Source organism: Thalassorhabdus alkalitolerans, assembly GCF_042656525.1.
Taxonomy (GTDB): domain Bacteria; phylum Bacillota; class Bacilli; order Bacillales; family Marinococcaceae; genus Thalassorhabdus; species Thalassorhabdus alkalitolerans.
The window spans coordinates 662,216-676,588 of sequence record NZ_JBHSOZ010000003.1 but is presented as its reverse complement, the minus strand read 5'-3'; the positions used below and the strand labels follow the sequence as shown (position 1 = coordinate 676,588).

The 14,373-nt window shown below is 41.5% G+C and carries 15 protein-coding genes; 11 read left to right on the top strand and 4 right to left on the bottom strand.

The window, feature by feature from the left end:
• Window position 1: 1 nt before the first annotated feature.
• From ACFPU1_RS06010 to lpdA, 3 genes are all read left to right on the top strand, one after another.
• Window positions 2–979 carry an alpha-ketoacid dehydrogenase subunit beta gene (locus ACFPU1_RS06010; protein ID WP_385939450.1) on the top strand — a complete coding sequence of 326 codons (978 nt, stop codon included), beginning with the start codon at window positions 2–4 and terminating at the stop codon, window positions 977–979.
• A gap of 198 nt (window positions 980–1,177) precedes the next feature.
• A complete protein-coding gene (locus ACFPU1_RS06005) occupies window positions 1,178–2,485 on the top strand; it encodes a dihydrolipoamide acetyltransferase family protein (RefSeq protein ID WP_385939448.1) in 1,308 nt (435 codons plus the stop codon).
• Between the two features lie 3 nt (window positions 2,486–2,488).
• Window positions 2,489–3,901 (top strand): dihydrolipoyl dehydrogenase, encoded by a 1,413-nt coding sequence (gene lpdA / locus ACFPU1_RS06000; protein WP_054635191.1) that lies wholly within the window; start codon window positions 2,489–2,491, stop codon window positions 3,899–3,901.
• A gap of 196 nt (window positions 3,902–4,097) precedes the next feature.
• On the opposite strand, the gene ACFPU1_RS05995 is transcribed toward lpdA, so the two are convergent.
• Window positions 4,098–4,487 carry a thioredoxin family protein gene (locus ACFPU1_RS05995; protein WP_385939446.1) on the bottom strand — a complete coding sequence of 130 codons (390 nt, stop codon included), beginning with the start codon at window positions 4,485–4,487 and terminating at the stop codon, window positions 4,098–4,100.
• Window positions 4,488–4,682: 195 nt separating this feature from the next.
• Window positions 4,683–6,368 (bottom strand): glycine betaine uptake BCCT transporter, encoded by a 1,686-nt coding sequence (locus tag ACFPU1_RS05990; RefSeq protein ID WP_385939444.1) that lies wholly within the window; start codon window positions 6,366–6,368, stop codon window positions 4,683–4,685.
• 390 nt (window positions 6,369–6,758) lie between these two features.
• Between ACFPU1_RS05990 and ACFPU1_RS05985 the strand changes: the two genes are divergently transcribed.
• The 4 genes from ACFPU1_RS05985 to ACFPU1_RS05970 all read left to right on the top strand — a co-directional run bounded on the left by ACFPU1_RS05985 (window position 6,759) and on the right by ACFPU1_RS05970 (window position 9,310).
• Complete coding sequence (locus ACFPU1_RS05985; RefSeq protein WP_385939442.1) at window positions 6,759–7,625, top strand: polysaccharide deacetylase family protein; 867 nt, start codon at window positions 6,759–6,761, stop codon at window positions 7,623–7,625.
• A 328-nt stretch (window positions 7,626–7,953) separates the two neighbouring features.
• Entirely contained in the window at window positions 7,954–8,403 is a 450-nt protein-coding gene (locus ACFPU1_RS05980; protein ID WP_385939440.1) for a hypothetical protein, read from the top strand.
• A 150-nt stretch (window positions 8,404–8,553) separates the two neighbouring features.
• Window positions 8,554–8,847: a DUF3055 domain-containing protein gene (locus ACFPU1_RS05975; protein WP_385939438.1), complete on the top strand. Its 294-nt coding sequence runs from the start codon at window positions 8,554–8,556 to the stop codon at window positions 8,845–8,847.
• 334 nt (window positions 8,848–9,181) lie between these two features.
• A complete protein-coding gene (locus tag ACFPU1_RS05970) occupies window positions 9,182–9,310 on the top strand; it encodes a GapA-binding peptide SR1P (RefSeq protein ID WP_083465239.1) in 129 nt (42 codons plus the stop codon).
• 45 nt (window positions 9,311–9,355) lie between these two features.
• Here the strand turns inward: ACFPU1_RS05970 and ACFPU1_RS05965 are convergent, their stop codons facing one another.
• Entirely contained in the window at window positions 9,356–10,831 is a 1,476-nt protein-coding gene (locus ACFPU1_RS05965; RefSeq protein ID WP_385939436.1) for an aminotransferase class I/II-fold pyridoxal phosphate-dependent enzyme, read from the bottom strand.
• 176 nt (window positions 10,832–11,007) lie between these two features.
• Here ACFPU1_RS05965 and ACFPU1_RS05960 point away from each other — a divergent pair, with 176 nt between their 5' ends.
• Window positions 11,008–11,970 (top strand): NAD(P)H-dependent flavin oxidoreductase, encoded by a 963-nt coding sequence (locus ACFPU1_RS05960; RefSeq protein ID WP_385939434.1) that lies wholly within the window; start codon window positions 11,008–11,010, stop codon window positions 11,968–11,970.
• A gap of 15 nt (window positions 11,971–11,985) precedes the next feature.
• The gene (locus tag ACFPU1_RS05955; RefSeq protein WP_054635196.1) at window positions 11,986–12,264 is read left to right on the top strand and encodes a UPF0223 family protein; all 279 of its coding nucleotides are present in this window, start codon (window positions 11,986–11,988) and stop codon (window positions 12,262–12,264) included.
• A gap of 42 nt (window positions 12,265–12,306) precedes the next feature.
• Here the strand turns inward: ACFPU1_RS05955 and ACFPU1_RS05950 are convergent, their stop codons facing one another.
• Entirely contained in the window at window positions 12,307–12,945 is a 639-nt protein-coding gene (locus ACFPU1_RS05950; RefSeq protein WP_385940478.1) for a YktB family protein, read from the bottom strand.
• Between the two features lie 279 nt (window positions 12,946–13,224).
• Here ACFPU1_RS05950 and ACFPU1_RS05945 point away from each other — a divergent pair, with 279 nt between their 5' ends.
• Window positions 13,225–13,413 carry a hypothetical protein gene (locus ACFPU1_RS05945; protein ID WP_054635197.1) on the top strand — a complete coding sequence of 63 codons (189 nt, stop codon included), beginning with the start codon at window positions 13,225–13,227 and terminating at the stop codon, window positions 13,411–13,413.
• 163 nt (window positions 13,414–13,576) lie between these two features.
• Window positions 13,577–14,365 carry an inositol monophosphatase family protein gene (locus ACFPU1_RS05940; RefSeq protein WP_385939432.1) on the top strand — a complete coding sequence of 263 codons (789 nt, stop codon included), beginning with the start codon at window positions 13,577–13,579 and terminating at the stop codon, window positions 14,363–14,365.
• The last annotated feature ends 8 nt before the right edge of the window (window positions 14,366–14,373 follow it).

The window sequence follows — 14,373 nt, the reverse complement described above, 5'->3', positions numbered from 1 at the left end:
TATGGCGCAAATGACCATGATTCAAGCAATTACAGATGCCATGCGTACTGAGCTGAACAACGACGAGAACGTGCTCGTTTTCGGTGAAGACGTAGGACAAAATGGCGGAGTATTCCGTGCAACAGAAGGGCTTCAAAAAGAATTTGGCGAAGAGCGTGTGTTTGATACACCCCTTGCCGAATCAGGTATCGGTGGACTTGCCATCGGACTTGGTGTGACAGGATTCCGTCCTGTTATGGAAATTCAGTTCTTTGGATTTGTATTTGAGGTAATGGACTCCATTGCAGGTCAAATGACACGTATGCGTTACCGTTCCGGCGGGCACTACCACTCTCCAATCACTGTTCGTTCTCCTTTTGGAGGAGGGGTTAAGACACCTGAAATGCATGCGGACAGCCTGGAAGGCCTTATGGCTCAGACTCCAGGATTGAAAGTGGTTATTCCATCTACACCGTACGATGCGAAAGGCCTTTTAATTTCTTCTATTAGAGATAACGACCCAGTTGTTTATCTTGAGCATATGAAGCTCTACCGTTCTTTCCGTGAAGAAGTACCTGAGGAAGAGTACACCATTGAGCTTGGAAAAGCAGATGTAAAGCGTGAAGGAAAAGACATCACGGTAGTTACTTATGGAGCAATGGTCCATACATGCTTGAAAGCTGCCGAAGAGCTTGCAGAGGAAGGGATTGAACTGGAGGTTGTTGATCTTCGGACAGTCAGCCCAATCGACTTGGATACAATCCTTGCGTCTGTAGAAAAAACAAACCGCGTGATTGTCGTTCAAGAAGCGCAAAAACAAGCTGGTATCGCAGCACAGGTAATGGCTGACATTACTGAGCGTGCCATCCTGCATCTTGAGGCTCCTGTTATGCGAGTAACGGCTCCTGATACTACGTACCCGTTTGCAGTAGCTGAAGATATCTGGCTTCCGCATTACAATGATGTAGTGGAAAAAGCAAAAGAAGTAATGAACTTTTAATTGAAGCTCATAGATTCCTGACTGGAAAAGGAGTCAGGGTAATCCTGATTACCTTTTTCAGTCTCTTTTTTTACCAATGCATGCACCCAGCTTGTTTAGGGAAAGTAAAGAAAAATAGAGACTTCTCCTGTCCGTAAAAGGTGAAAGTACAAGGGATTTTTCTATCATTTTTAGTTAGTTAAAAAGGAGGCACTATCTGTGGCATTTGAATTTAAACTACCGGATATCGGTGAAGGTATTCATGAAGGTGAAATTGTTAAGTGGTTTGTAAAAGAAGGCGATACAATTAAGGAAGACGACGTTCTTTGTGAAGTGCAGAATGACAAAGCCGTTGTAGAGATTCCTTCTCCTGTTGATGGCACCGTTAAAGAAGTAAAAGTGGACGAAGGGGTTACCACAACTGTGGGGACGACAGTATTAATTATTGATGACGGAAGTGAAGATGCTCCTTCCGGGGACGACAGCAGCGAAAAAGAAGCGGAAACAGAAGCACCAAAGGAAGAAAAGAAAGAAGAAGCTTCTGAAGCGTCTGCTCCAGCAGCTGAAACAGATACGGATGTTGATGACGACCGTCGTGTCATCGCTATGCCATCTGTACGAAAATTTGCCAGAGACAAAGGTGTCGATATCCGTAAAGTCAGCGGCAGCGGAAAAAATGGCCGGGTGCTGAAAGAAGACGTTGAGTCCTTCCTTGATGGCGGACAGGAAACAGCCGGCACTGATGAAAAAGTTGCAGCCAGCGAACAAGAACAGCAAGAACAAAAGCAAGAGAAACCTGCTGCTGCATCCGCACAAGCTACAGAGCAGCTTGAAGAGCGCGTACCACTAAAAGGGATCCGCAAAGCGATCGCAAATGCTATGGTTAATTCCAAGCAGACAGCTCCTCATGTTACGCACATGGATGAAGTAGACGTAACAAATCTCGTTGCAAACCGTAAGAAGTTCAAGCCGGTTGCTGCCGAAAAAGATATTAAGCTTACGTATCTGCCGTATGTAGTGAAAGCTTTAACTTCTGCCGTGCGTGAATTCCCGGCACTAAATGCTTCTATTGATGATGAGAACCAGGAAATCGTTTATAAAAACTACTTTAATATTGGTATCGCAGCTGATACAAAACAAGGGCTGGTCGTTCCAGTAGTCAAAGACGCAGACCGCAAATCCATCTTTATGCTTGCTAAAGAAATCAATGAGCTTGCATTGAAGGCCCGTGACGGAAAACTTTCAGCTGAAGAAATGAAAGGCGGCACTGTAACCATTTCAAACGTGGGTTCTGCTCAGGGACAATGGTTTACTCCAGTTATCAACCATCCAGAAGTAGCAATCCTTGGAATTGGACGCATTGAAGAAAAAGCAGTAGTTCGTGATGGAGAAGTTGTCATCGCACCTGTACTTGCTTTATCATTAAGTTATGACCACCGTCTCATCGATGGCGTCACAGCGCAAAACGCATTAAACCACGTGAAGCGCTTACTTAATGATCCTGAACTAATCGTAATGGAGGGGTAAAACATGGTTGTAGGTGATTTCGCAGAAGAAGTAGACACGCTGATAATAGGTTCCGGACCAGGAGGCTATGTAGCAGCAATCCGAGCAGCTCAGCTTGGACAAAAGGTAACAGTAGTTGAAAAGGGAAGCACAGGCGGTGTGTGCTTAAACGTTGGATGTATTCCATCAAAAGCACTAATCGAAGCCGGCCACCGCTACCATAATGCAAAAGGCAGCGATGACATGGGTATCACTGCTGAAAATGTAAGCTTAGACTTTTCCAAAGTACAAGAATGGAAAAGCGGGATTGTTAATAAGCTTACAGGCGGAGTGGAAGGCCTTTTAAAAGGGAACAAAGTTAACCTTGTAAAAGGAGAGGCATATTTCTCTGATAGTGACCAAGTAAAAGTTTCTTCAGAGGATGGCTATGGCTCACAGACCTATAAGTTTAAGAATTGTATTATTGCTACGGGTTCCCGCCCAATTGAAATTCCTAATTTTAAATTCAGCGACCGTATTATTAACTCTACAGGCGCTATTAATTTAAATGAAGTTCCTGATAAGCTGGTCGTTATCGGCGGAGGCTATATCGGAATTGAGCTTGCTGGTGCTTATGCTAATCTAGGAAGCGAAGTAACGGTTCTTGAAGGTGAAAAGCGCATCTTAGGCGGGTTTGAAAAGCAAATGGCACAGCTTGTACAGCGTAACCTTAAGAAAAAAGGCGTTACGTTTGAAACACAAGCTTTTGCTAAGTCTGCCGAGGAAACAAAAGATGGCGTGAAAGTAACAGCTGAAGTAAAAGGTGAGGAAAAGACGTTTGATGCAGACTATGTTCTTGTAGCGGTAGGACGCCGTCCAAATTCTGATGAGCTTGGATTAGAGCAAATCGGAGTCGAGCTGGACGAAAAAGGCTTGATTAAAGTAGATAAGCAGTGCCGTACCAGCTCTTCTAACATCTATGCAATCGGTGACGTTATTGCCGGTCCTCCACTTGCTCATAAAGCATCTTACGAAGGGAAAATCGCTGCTGAAGCCATTTCAGGTGAAGCATCTGAAATCGATTATCTTGGAATTCCGATGGTTGTGTTCGCAGAGCCAGAGCTTGCAAGTGTTGGTTATACAGAAGCGGAGGCAAAAGAAGCTGGTTACGATGCAGTAGCTTCTAAATTCCCATTCCAGGCAAATGGTCGTGCCCTCTCACTTAATGAAACAGATGGTTTCTTAAAGCTGGTTACTCGTAAGGAAGACGGGCTGGTCATTGGAGCACAAATTGCAGGTCAAAATGCATCCGATATGATTGCTGAAGCTGGCCTTGCCATTGAAGCAGGTATGACAGCTGAAGACCTGGCTATGACCATTCATGCTCACCCGACTCTTGGTGAGATTACTATGGAAACAGCTGAAGTTGCTCTTGGAACACCAATTCACATTAAGTAATAGTACGCAAAGACTGGGACAAAACCCAGCTAATAAGAAGGGCCCTCACCATCCGGTGAGAGCCTTTTTTGTTTCCAGTTTTAATAGTTGCCTGTTAAAAATAAACTTGCTTGCACCTAAACGCACAAGTACGACATCGGTTCAGCTTCAGACAATATTTGGAACCTTGTTTACTTAGGTGAGTATCCAGCTTATTCTAGAATCTTTCATTAGAAGGTAAAATGACTTCCTGAAGGAAGGCTTCAATCTGTTCATAATTTTGAAATCCAGAAAGGCTTCCTTTTACTTCTTCACCTTTTATTATTAACAGAGTAGGGAACTCTTGAATATCAAAAGAGTTAACTAGCTTTTCTTCAGAGGAATTTATAATAATGACTTTCTGGTCATCAAAGTTATTTTGCAAGGTAAGTAAGGCATCGTAGTAGGGAGATTCTTTTTCAAGGTTGTTCTCGTCGGAAAAGAAAAGTGTGATTTTCTCATTTTCATTTAATGAATAGGGGGGAGAGGTTTCAGCTTCAGAAAAAGACACGCATGCGGATAATCCTAACAATATAACAATAATGAAAAAACGGCATAAGACCCTCAATCTCTCCACCCCCATTAGTAACAGGCTGTATTTCTACTATTGTATTACCAGAAGCTGGTGGATTAAAACGTTAAACCATAACTTGTAATCAAAAAGAAATATTAAGGTCTCTCATGTTACATGTTACGAGGCTTTTCTCACGTATAGAATTAGAATGTCAAAAGCCCCCATCACTTTCGGTGATAGGGGCTTTTCTTATTTATCTTTGTCTCTTTCTCTTTCTCTTTTAAAAGCGTTTCGTTCTTTTTTAAATTCTTCTCTTTCTTTTCTCATTTCTACTCTTTCTTTTTTCATTTCCTCAATATCACGGAGCAGGCGTTCTTTTTCTTCCCTGAACTTTTTGCGCTCTTCTTTAAGCCTTGGCGTCCGATCTCCTTCAGCTGCTTGTTGTTGAAGAGCGGCTTTTTCAGCTTTCAAAGCTTTCAGCATCGATATAACCATAAAGATCATAATGATGGTGAAGGGCAGGGCCGCGATAATTAGTGCAGTCTCCAGGCCTGCCAATCCGCCTGATAAAAGCAGCACTGCAGCAGCAGAGGATTGAATAATACCCCATACAGCTTTAACAGATATAGGCGGATTCATGCTGCCGTTTGTTGTCTGCATGCCGAGCACAAATGTCGCAGAGTCTGCAGATGTGATAAAGAACGACATAATCAGCAGCACAGCAAGTACAGACATAGCCGTCCCTAACGGGAATTGCTCCAATACAGAGAACAAGGCGACTTCCATTCCTTGCTCGCCCATAATGTCATAAACAAGTCCATTTTGGTTAATGTCCAGATCAATAGCCGTTCCTCCAAAAACAGAGAACCATAAGCCGCCAAATAACGTAGGAACTGCAAGTACCCCTACAACAAACTCACGGATGGTCCTTCCTCTGGAGACACGGGCAATAAATGTACCTACAAAAGGTGACCATGCAATCCACCATGCCCAATAGAAAACTGTCCAATCTTCTACCCAGGCCGAATCACCAGTGAATGTGTTTAAGCTAAAGCTCATACTTGGCAAGTTTTGAATGTAGCTTCCAAGCGTTTGTGTAAATACATTCATGATAAATACAGTCGGTCCTACAATGAGGAGGAAGAGCATTAAACCTATCGCAAGAATAATATTTGTTTTACTTAGGATTCGAATCCCTTTGTTGATGCCTGTCATGGAAGAAGCCATGTAAAGCACTGTAACACCTAAGATCACCATTAATTGAGTAAACGTGTCATTAACAATAGGCTCGAATAAGTGGGCAAGTCCAGCTGTCATCTGAGCGGCACCAAACCCAAGGGAAGTAGCAACACCAAAGATCGTGGCAAATACCACAATAACATTGATTGTTGTACCGATACCGCCGTTAATGCGATCTCCTAATAAAGGTTTAAACGCTGCGCTCAATACCCCAGGAGCATCGTGACGGAACTTAAAGTATGCAAGGGCCAATGCTACGACAGTATAAATTGCCCACGGGTGAAGCCCCCAGTGGAAAAATGAATAGCGTAATGCGGCAGCGGCTGCTTCATTTGATTCCGGCTCTTGAGTTGGGGGTCCATAAAAGTGGTAAAGAGGCTCTGCCACTCCCCAGAATACAAGTCCGATTCCCATACCCGCTGTAAATAAAAAAGAAAACCAAGTTAAGTAATTGTACTCTGGTTCCTCATCAGGCTTACCTAGTTTAATTTTACCGTAAGGACTGACGATAAGAAACAGGGCAAAAAGCAAAAAGCCTGAGGCCGCCAGTAAGTAAAACCAGCCTAACTGTGTAGAAATAAATCCTTGGATTTCCCCAGTGATCATTTCTACGTTATCTGGTGCAATGACTCCCCAAAGGATAAATGCGAGAGCAATCACCAGGGAAATAAGAAACACGGGTGTCAGCTTCTTCATAAAAAAGAAAAACCACCTTTCAAGTCAAATTTAGAGGGATACATCTAGTGTTAAAAATGGAAATAATTTCTATTACTCAAGACCTAGAAAGCATCCTTTTTTCCATGGAACATGATAAGTGAAATTGAATTGGAAATCTTTAAAAAAACCTTACCGCACATAAGCGCCGGTACACATTATAACATGAACAAAACCGTATGCAACAGTAATATGGCTCCTACTTTTTGACTATCTGAGCCATACCCTTCCATTGCTGGAAATAAACATTTCCTTTAGTCTTTGTTATATTAATGAATTTCATGTCATAAAAAGAAGGTTTCTCTTTCCACAATTTCCACAAATTTTGGTAAACTTAGGACATAGCATAAATCGGATCTGGAGGGGAATTATTTGAAAAAATACATAGGAATATTTGCTTTAGCGTTAACAGTTACGGCATGTACGGAGACTGAAACCGATGTGGAGGAAGTTGAGGAAGAAATGCCGGAAGAAAACAATATCGAGGAAACGGATGATGAGACGGCTGATATTGAGGAGACGGAAGAAGGCGGGGGCGTGGATGAAGATCCGGGAAGTGAGGCTCTGAACGAAGAAGAGGATCAGGGGGATGCAGAGGCTGCTGAGCATGAAGGAAGCTATACAGTAAACCAAAATGACTGGTCTCTTGAACCTGTGAATGATGCCGATGAACAAGTCGTACTACTAACAATAGACGATGCTCCTGATAATCATGGGGTGGAAATGGCTGAGATCCTTTATGAACTTGATGCTCCTGCTATCTTTTTTGTAAATGGCCACTTTCTTCAAAGCGAAGAAGGAGAGGAGCAGTTGGAAGCTATCTACGATATGGGCTTTGCCATTGGCAATCATACAATGAATCATCAAAAGCTTGACGATGTGAGTGAAGAAGAACAGACAGAGGAAATCGTGGAATTAAACGATCTCATTGAAGATATCATTGGAGAACGGCCAGAGTACTTCCGTGCTCCTCATGGTGTGAATACAGACCATGCCAGAGAAGTTGTGGAAGAAGAGAACATGATTCTTATGAACTGGACGTATGGTTATGATTGGGAAGCTGATTATACAGAACCAGAACCTTTAGCAGAAATAATGGTAGAAACCGAACTGTTAAGAGACGGTGCAAACCTGTTGATGCATGACAGAGAGTGGACTATGGAAGCGTTAGAGGATATTGTTCTTGGCCTTGAAGAAAAAGGCTATGGTTTTGTCCATCCTGACCAAATTGAAGAGTAATGAAAATAAAATGTGCGTGACAATGCAGAAGTGATTATAGCAAAAATGGATAACGCGCCGGTAGTTTTATTCCTTCCGTGCAGAATGAAACATATAAAGGAAAAAGGATTGCCTTCTAAAAAATGAAGTAAGGAGGCAGTTCTTTTTTTGCGAAAAGGTATATAGCTGATAGAAAAATACATCAAAGAACGTCGAATAAAAAGAACTTTTTTATAGTATTGACGAAAGTGAAAATTTCCCTCCTCAAGGGTTTTCTTTTGTGCTATTCTATCGGTAGAAATCAAGGAGAAGCATAGATATAAGCTAACGTAAGCGGGGGAGGGGAATGATGAACAAGCCTGAAATATTAGATGAGTTAAGGATGGAAATCGGTCTTTCCTTTGATTATGCTGAATCCCTGGATGATTTTTTCAGCCGTATTGTCTACAACTTTGACAGCTTGCCTGAGGATTTCTGCTGTGCAATATATGAGAATCATTGGAATGAGTTTGTGAAGAATTGCAGCGGTAAAGCGTGGCATATGCCAGCTTCTGTGCCTTTTGGCCACAAACCATTAAGTCTTTGTGCTATCAGGGGATCCATTACCGTTTATTATGAGATAGATAAGCATTACTTATTATCACCCTTTTATAAAGGCTGCCAGCTTCTTGGTATCTTTATCGTTGGAGTTCCCCACGGAAAATACAGGATAGAAGAAGAAGACTTACTGTTCATGGAAGAAGTCAGCAGATTTTTATCATCCAGGGTACCTCGTTTTCAAGGACGAAACGCTTCCTGAGCGCTACAAAAACAGAGCAGGTCTGCTCTGTTTTATTTTATTTATGAAGAAAATAAACAAAAGGTGGTATATAAAGTGACAAACTTGTAGTTGCTGTTCCTGTCTCCTTTTATAATGAAGAAAAATTATACATTCAAAGGAGGGGCTTACATGAATTTTCCAAAATATTTGTATGAGGAACAAGAACAAGCTAATGTCACTTATGTGGGGATGGCCACCTCAGAAGGACGTTATGACTTTGGAGTTATCTACACAAATATGTTTTTTGGAAAGCCTCTCGTCGTTTGTATGCAAACGGGGCGTTCCACATTGCTCGGTGATGAAGATCTTTTGAGCTCATGCAATATACAGCTCGCTTTTCAACTATCAAGCAGGAAGGCAGGAGAAGAAGTGGCTGCGTATTTAAAGGAATCTCTGCCATCCACTAGACTTCAGGCCAAGTAATTCAGACATGGCAGCCAAAGAGGTCATCTTACGGTCGTATGAGGAGTGAAAAGAGCTGAGGGGCTTTTCTAATAACATGATAACGAGTCTAGTGGTAATTATATAAGTAAACCGGTGTGTATGTAAGTGACCTAAAGATATCAAGAATTTAATACCAGAAAAGAGGGACTTCCAAAAGGAGTCCCTCTTTTTTAAACCTATTGATAATAATAAATTTATTAATTAGGTATTTTACTATAAATGTGTTATACAATTTATTGTTGACATTTTTAATGTGACATAATAATATAATAGTAACAAAACATTAAACGCTTTCAAAAAGGAGATGGGTTCAATGGGAATCATCGTTTGCCAAACTTGTAATCGTACAATTGAGCACTTTGATGGAGAAAAGGTGGCCACTCTCTACGCGGTGAGCAGTGACTGTGAGAAATGTGAAACAAAGAAAGTCACAAAAAAATAACACATATATAAAAAGAAGGCTTTTACATAGCCTTCTTTTTTTAATTTATATGATTGGTTTGTGCTCTTTAATAACTTTAATTTTTTGCAGGCTTGGATCCTCGGGTCCTTGGACAGGGAGGCCTGCTTTCATGTTTTTTTCAATGTAGATTAGGTTTTCTTCTGTAATAATTTCGCCGGGCAGAAGAATTGGAATCCCAGGCGGATAAACCATAATAAACTCAGCAATAATTCTTCCTGCGGTTTCATAAAAAGGGATCAATTCTGTATCTGTGTAAAAAGCATCCCTAGGAAGCATGGACAGCGTTGGGATATCAGGGAGAGAAAGAGAAGTTACTTCTGTTTCTTTATGGACTGCTTCCTTTTCAAGGGACATACGCTGTATTGCTTTAACGAGCAAAGATGTCTCTTTCTCGCTGTCACCAAAAGACACAATACATAAAATGTTATACAGATCCGAAAGTTCAACCTCGATATTATAATGAGTACGCAGCCATAATTCTGCTTCGTATCCGGTTATTCCTAGATCATAAACAGAGATTAACAGCTTTGTTGGATCAAATGAATGGACAGCTTTGCTATTGTTATTGGAAAAATCAGTACAGGAAATCCCTTTAATCTCATTTAACGAGCTGCGGGTTTGATTCGCCAGTCTCATCGTCTTTTCAAGCAGATCTCTTCCTTGAGTGGCTAAATGCTTTCTTGCTGCATCAAGAGAAGCAAGGAGAAGATAAGATGTTGAGGTAGTTGTCAGCATGCTCATAATGGATTGCACTCTTTGAGGAGAGACAAGGCCTTTTCTCACGTTAAGGACGGAGCTTTGGGTCATGGAACCTCCCAGTTTATGCACACTCGTTGCCGCCATATCAGCTCCTGCCTGCATGGCGGATAAAGGGAGGGATTCATGGAAGTGGATATGAACACCGTGAGCTTCATCTACGAGAACAGGAACGTCGTAGGAATGGGCAATCTCAACAATAGATGCCAAATCTGCTGCTACCCCAAAATAAGTGGGATTAATGACTAAGAGCCCTTTCGCATCGGGATGATGGCTCAGAGCCTTTTCCACTGCCTCGGTTGTAATTCCATGAGAAATACCTAGCTGATCGTCAAGCTCTGGATGGATAAAAATTGGCACGGCTCCGGAAAAAATGATTGCAGACATAATTGATTTATGAACATTTCGAGGAATGATGATTTTATCGCCTGGAGTACACACGGACAAGATCATAGTCATAATGGCGCCGCTTGTCCCTTGTATAGAAAAAAAAGTGTAATCGGCATCAAAGGCTTCAGCAGCAAGCTGCTGTGCATCATCAATGATCCCATGGGGATGGTGCAGATCATCAAGCGGCTCAATATTAATTAAATCTAAAGATAAAGCATTTTTCCCTATATAAGAACTGAACTCTTCGTCCATTCCTTTCCCTTTTTTGTGACCCGGGATGTGAAATTGAACGGGTTCTTTTTCGGCATGGTCTTTCAGTGCAGTAAATAAAGGTGTTTTCCATTGCGAACTCATCGTTAACCCCCTGAAAATAGTAGAAACATGACTTAAAACAATGAGATTATATCAAAAAACGTCAGGTATTGAAAATTAAAAAAGGATATAAGAAGGTATGAATCGAAAAAAGACATATTGTATGCTCTAGACTCAACAAAAACAACGGAACTTGAGGGAGAAAGGAGTAAGATAAAATGGAATGGAAAACAAGAGTGTCTGAACTTCTTAATATTAAGTATCCTATTGTACAAGGAGGACTGGCTTACTTAGCTTATTCTGATCTAGCGGCAGCAGTGTCAAATGCGGGAGGACTGGGACAAATTACGGCAATGTCTCTTTCATCTCCCAAGGAACTTCGAGAGGAGATCAAGAAAGTACGAGAAAAAACGGACGGTTCTTTTGGTGTCAACTTTGCCATTGGCCAGCATGGCCGCCCATTTGAACATATGCTTGAAGCCGCCGTTGAGGAGGGAGTAGAGACTATTACAATGACAGGGGGAAACCCGGCTCCTATTTTTTCTTTCCTGGAAGGTGTGAAGGTAAACAAACTGGTGCTTGTGGCAGCCAGAAGACAGGCGGAAAAAGCAGAAGAACTTGGTGCAGATGCCGTTATGGTTGTAGGGCAGGAAGGAGGGGGCCACTTAGGAAAGCACGATACAGGAACGATGGTACTTATTCCTCAAGTCGTTGACAGTGTGTCCATTCCAGTTATTGCTTCAGGTGGCATTGGCGATGGCAGGGGATTAATGGCCTCTTTAGCGCTTGGAGCGGAAGGCATTGAAATGGGGACCAGGTTTATAGCTACGAAAGAATGTGTTCATGCCCACCCAGCCTATAAACAAGCCTTGATGACCGGAACGGAAAGTGATACCGTGGTGATTAAGCGCTCAATAGGTGCGCCAGCCCGGGCATTAAAAAGCGTATGGACGGATAAAATACTAGAAACCGAAAAGGTATCGCCTTCCTATGAAGCCTTAAAAGATCTTATAAGCGGAGAAGCAAATAAGCATTTTATTTATGAGGGTAAGGAAAAAGAAGGCTTTGGCTGGGCAGGCCAGGTTATGGGAAGAATAAATGACTGTCCCAGTGTAAAGGAGCTCTTTGACCGCATCATAAATGAAGCATCCGATATAAGGCTGAAATGGGGGAAGGACTAAGGAGGTTTTTTGGATATGGAAACAAACATCCCCATGCCGGTCTCAATGGACTGGTCAAAGGAAGAGGTAGCTGATGTAGTTAATTTTTTTCATATTATTGAAAAAGCTCACTTCAATGCCGTTTACAGAGAAGATATTTTAGCGTTATACAATCGATTTAAAGAGATTGTGCCTTCTAAAAGTGAGGAAAAACAGCTTTTTCGTCAATTTGACCAGGAGGCAGGAGTTTCCTGCTGGAAAGCGGTTCAGACTGCGAGAAAGACTGAGCCAGGTACGAAAGTGAAAGTGAGGTAAGAAAAAGGCAAGGGATCGTACTTCTCCCTTGCCTTAGGTTTGTCAGATATTTGCATGTACTTCCTTAGCGGTTCTGTAAAGAGGCAGAACGGTTTCGAATGTCTCCTCGATCACTTGTGTGAGTTTTTCCCCGTCCTGCACTCTTTCATCATCCCGATTTAAATGAATACCACACAAAAGCTCAGATTTTTTTACACTTTTCAGCCTGTCAATCATGGTTAGCCTGTCTTGGGCGGAAAGATTTTTTTGAAGTTCCGCGTCTGGTTTTGTATGATCCATTGACCACACATAATGGTCTGGAATATTATGTAGTATCTCTTCCTTTTGAAACAACTGGTCTGCCAAAGCACCTTTAATTGGAGATTCATAAATTACAGAGAACCACACAAAAAGATGACTTTCAAATAACCCTATTTGAAAATGAGGAAGCTTTTTATAGCCTCTTTTATTATCAGCAAAAGCAACCCATGTGTCATCAGGAGGATTAACTTTTCTTCTGGCGTGCTTTGCCACATGGTAGAACATTTCGTCGCCAGTCATTGAAGAAATAGCCGGAGCAAAATATTCTCCTGCAGCTTCAAGTTTAGGGCGCACCGTGCTTTTGATTGCTTCCATTCTTTCATCCAGCCCGTCAATGGTAAAAACATCGAAGTCTTTTTTTGTAAAGCCTTGAATAGTCATCATTCAAAACCTCCTTACAAGTATTCTATTCTTTTTTATAATAGCTTTTTAGCAGCAGCTAAAGCAAATAAATAGGGACAGGAGTCGAAATGAAGGAGCTGGAGTCCGCTTCTAAAAGGAAAGAGAGAAAATATTTATTGAGAGATTCGTTTGAATTTTTCGAAAAGTATGATACAATGATAACAATAAATATTTCAGAATATTTAGTTAAATGAATCAGTAATATAATTTTTTCAGTTTTCTAGAGATTATATTACGAAAAAAGGGGTGTGGATGACCATGGAACAAGTGATTCAAACATTCAAAAGAACTGATGCTGAAGAACGTATTCCTGTTCTGCGTCTAGAAATTGATTATGAACTCGCAACTTTACATGATGCCATGCTCGAAGAAGATCTTGACGCGATGAAAGAGTGCAAGAACCGGCTTGAGATTCTTCGCAAAGAACTAATCAGACTAGAAGTGTGAAAATAGAATTAAAGGATACAAAGCGGGCAGAGAGCCTGCTTTTTTTTGGTTTAAAGGTTTCTGACAGGACAAAAAAGCCTTTCTCTATTACGTTACATAAATTTATGGCATAATAAGGAACAATACATACTAGAAAGAGAATAGAGGGGAGACCATGAAATCTATGGAGTGGAATAAGGTAAAAATAGAAGCTGAAATGTGGATTAAAGAAAGCGGAGACATATTAAGGAGCTCTTTAAACAACCCTCTTGATGTACAGGCTAAATCCAACCCCAATGATTTAGTCACACAGATGGACCATGAAATTGAACAGTTTTTGACTGATAAAATAAAAAATCATTACCCTGCTCACCTTGTTCTTGGGGAAGAGGGAAGAGGTGATGAGCTAACGTCCACGGAAGGAATAATATGGATTATTGATCCGATTGACGGAACAACAAATTTTGTCCACCAAAAGTATAATTTTTCAATTTCCCTGGGGATTTTTGAAAATGGACAGGAACGTGTTGGCATTATTTATAATGTGATGGATGATGAATGCTTCACTGCTGTAAACGGTGAGGGAGCTTATCTGAATGATTCCCCTCTTCAATCGTTAACAAAAGGCAACATAAATGAATCGATTGTGGGCTTAAACGCAAGGTGGCTGTTAAAGGAAACGAGCGTTGAAGATGGATCCCTTCACAGGTTGGTAAAAGATGTACGGGGAATTCGTTCGTACGGATCTGCGGCGATAGAACTCGCTTATGTGGCAGCCGGCAGGCTTGATGCCTATGTCAGTTTCCGTTTATCTCCTTGGGATTATGCAGGGGGAGCAGTCATATTAAAAGAAGTGGGAGCGCTGCTTACTTCCTTCGACGGAGAAGAGCTTCCTCTTTTAGGTACAAGTTCACTCATTGCTGCGCGCCCTGGTATACATGAAGACCTGATTTCCTATGTGTCGGCACAATAATATAAAAA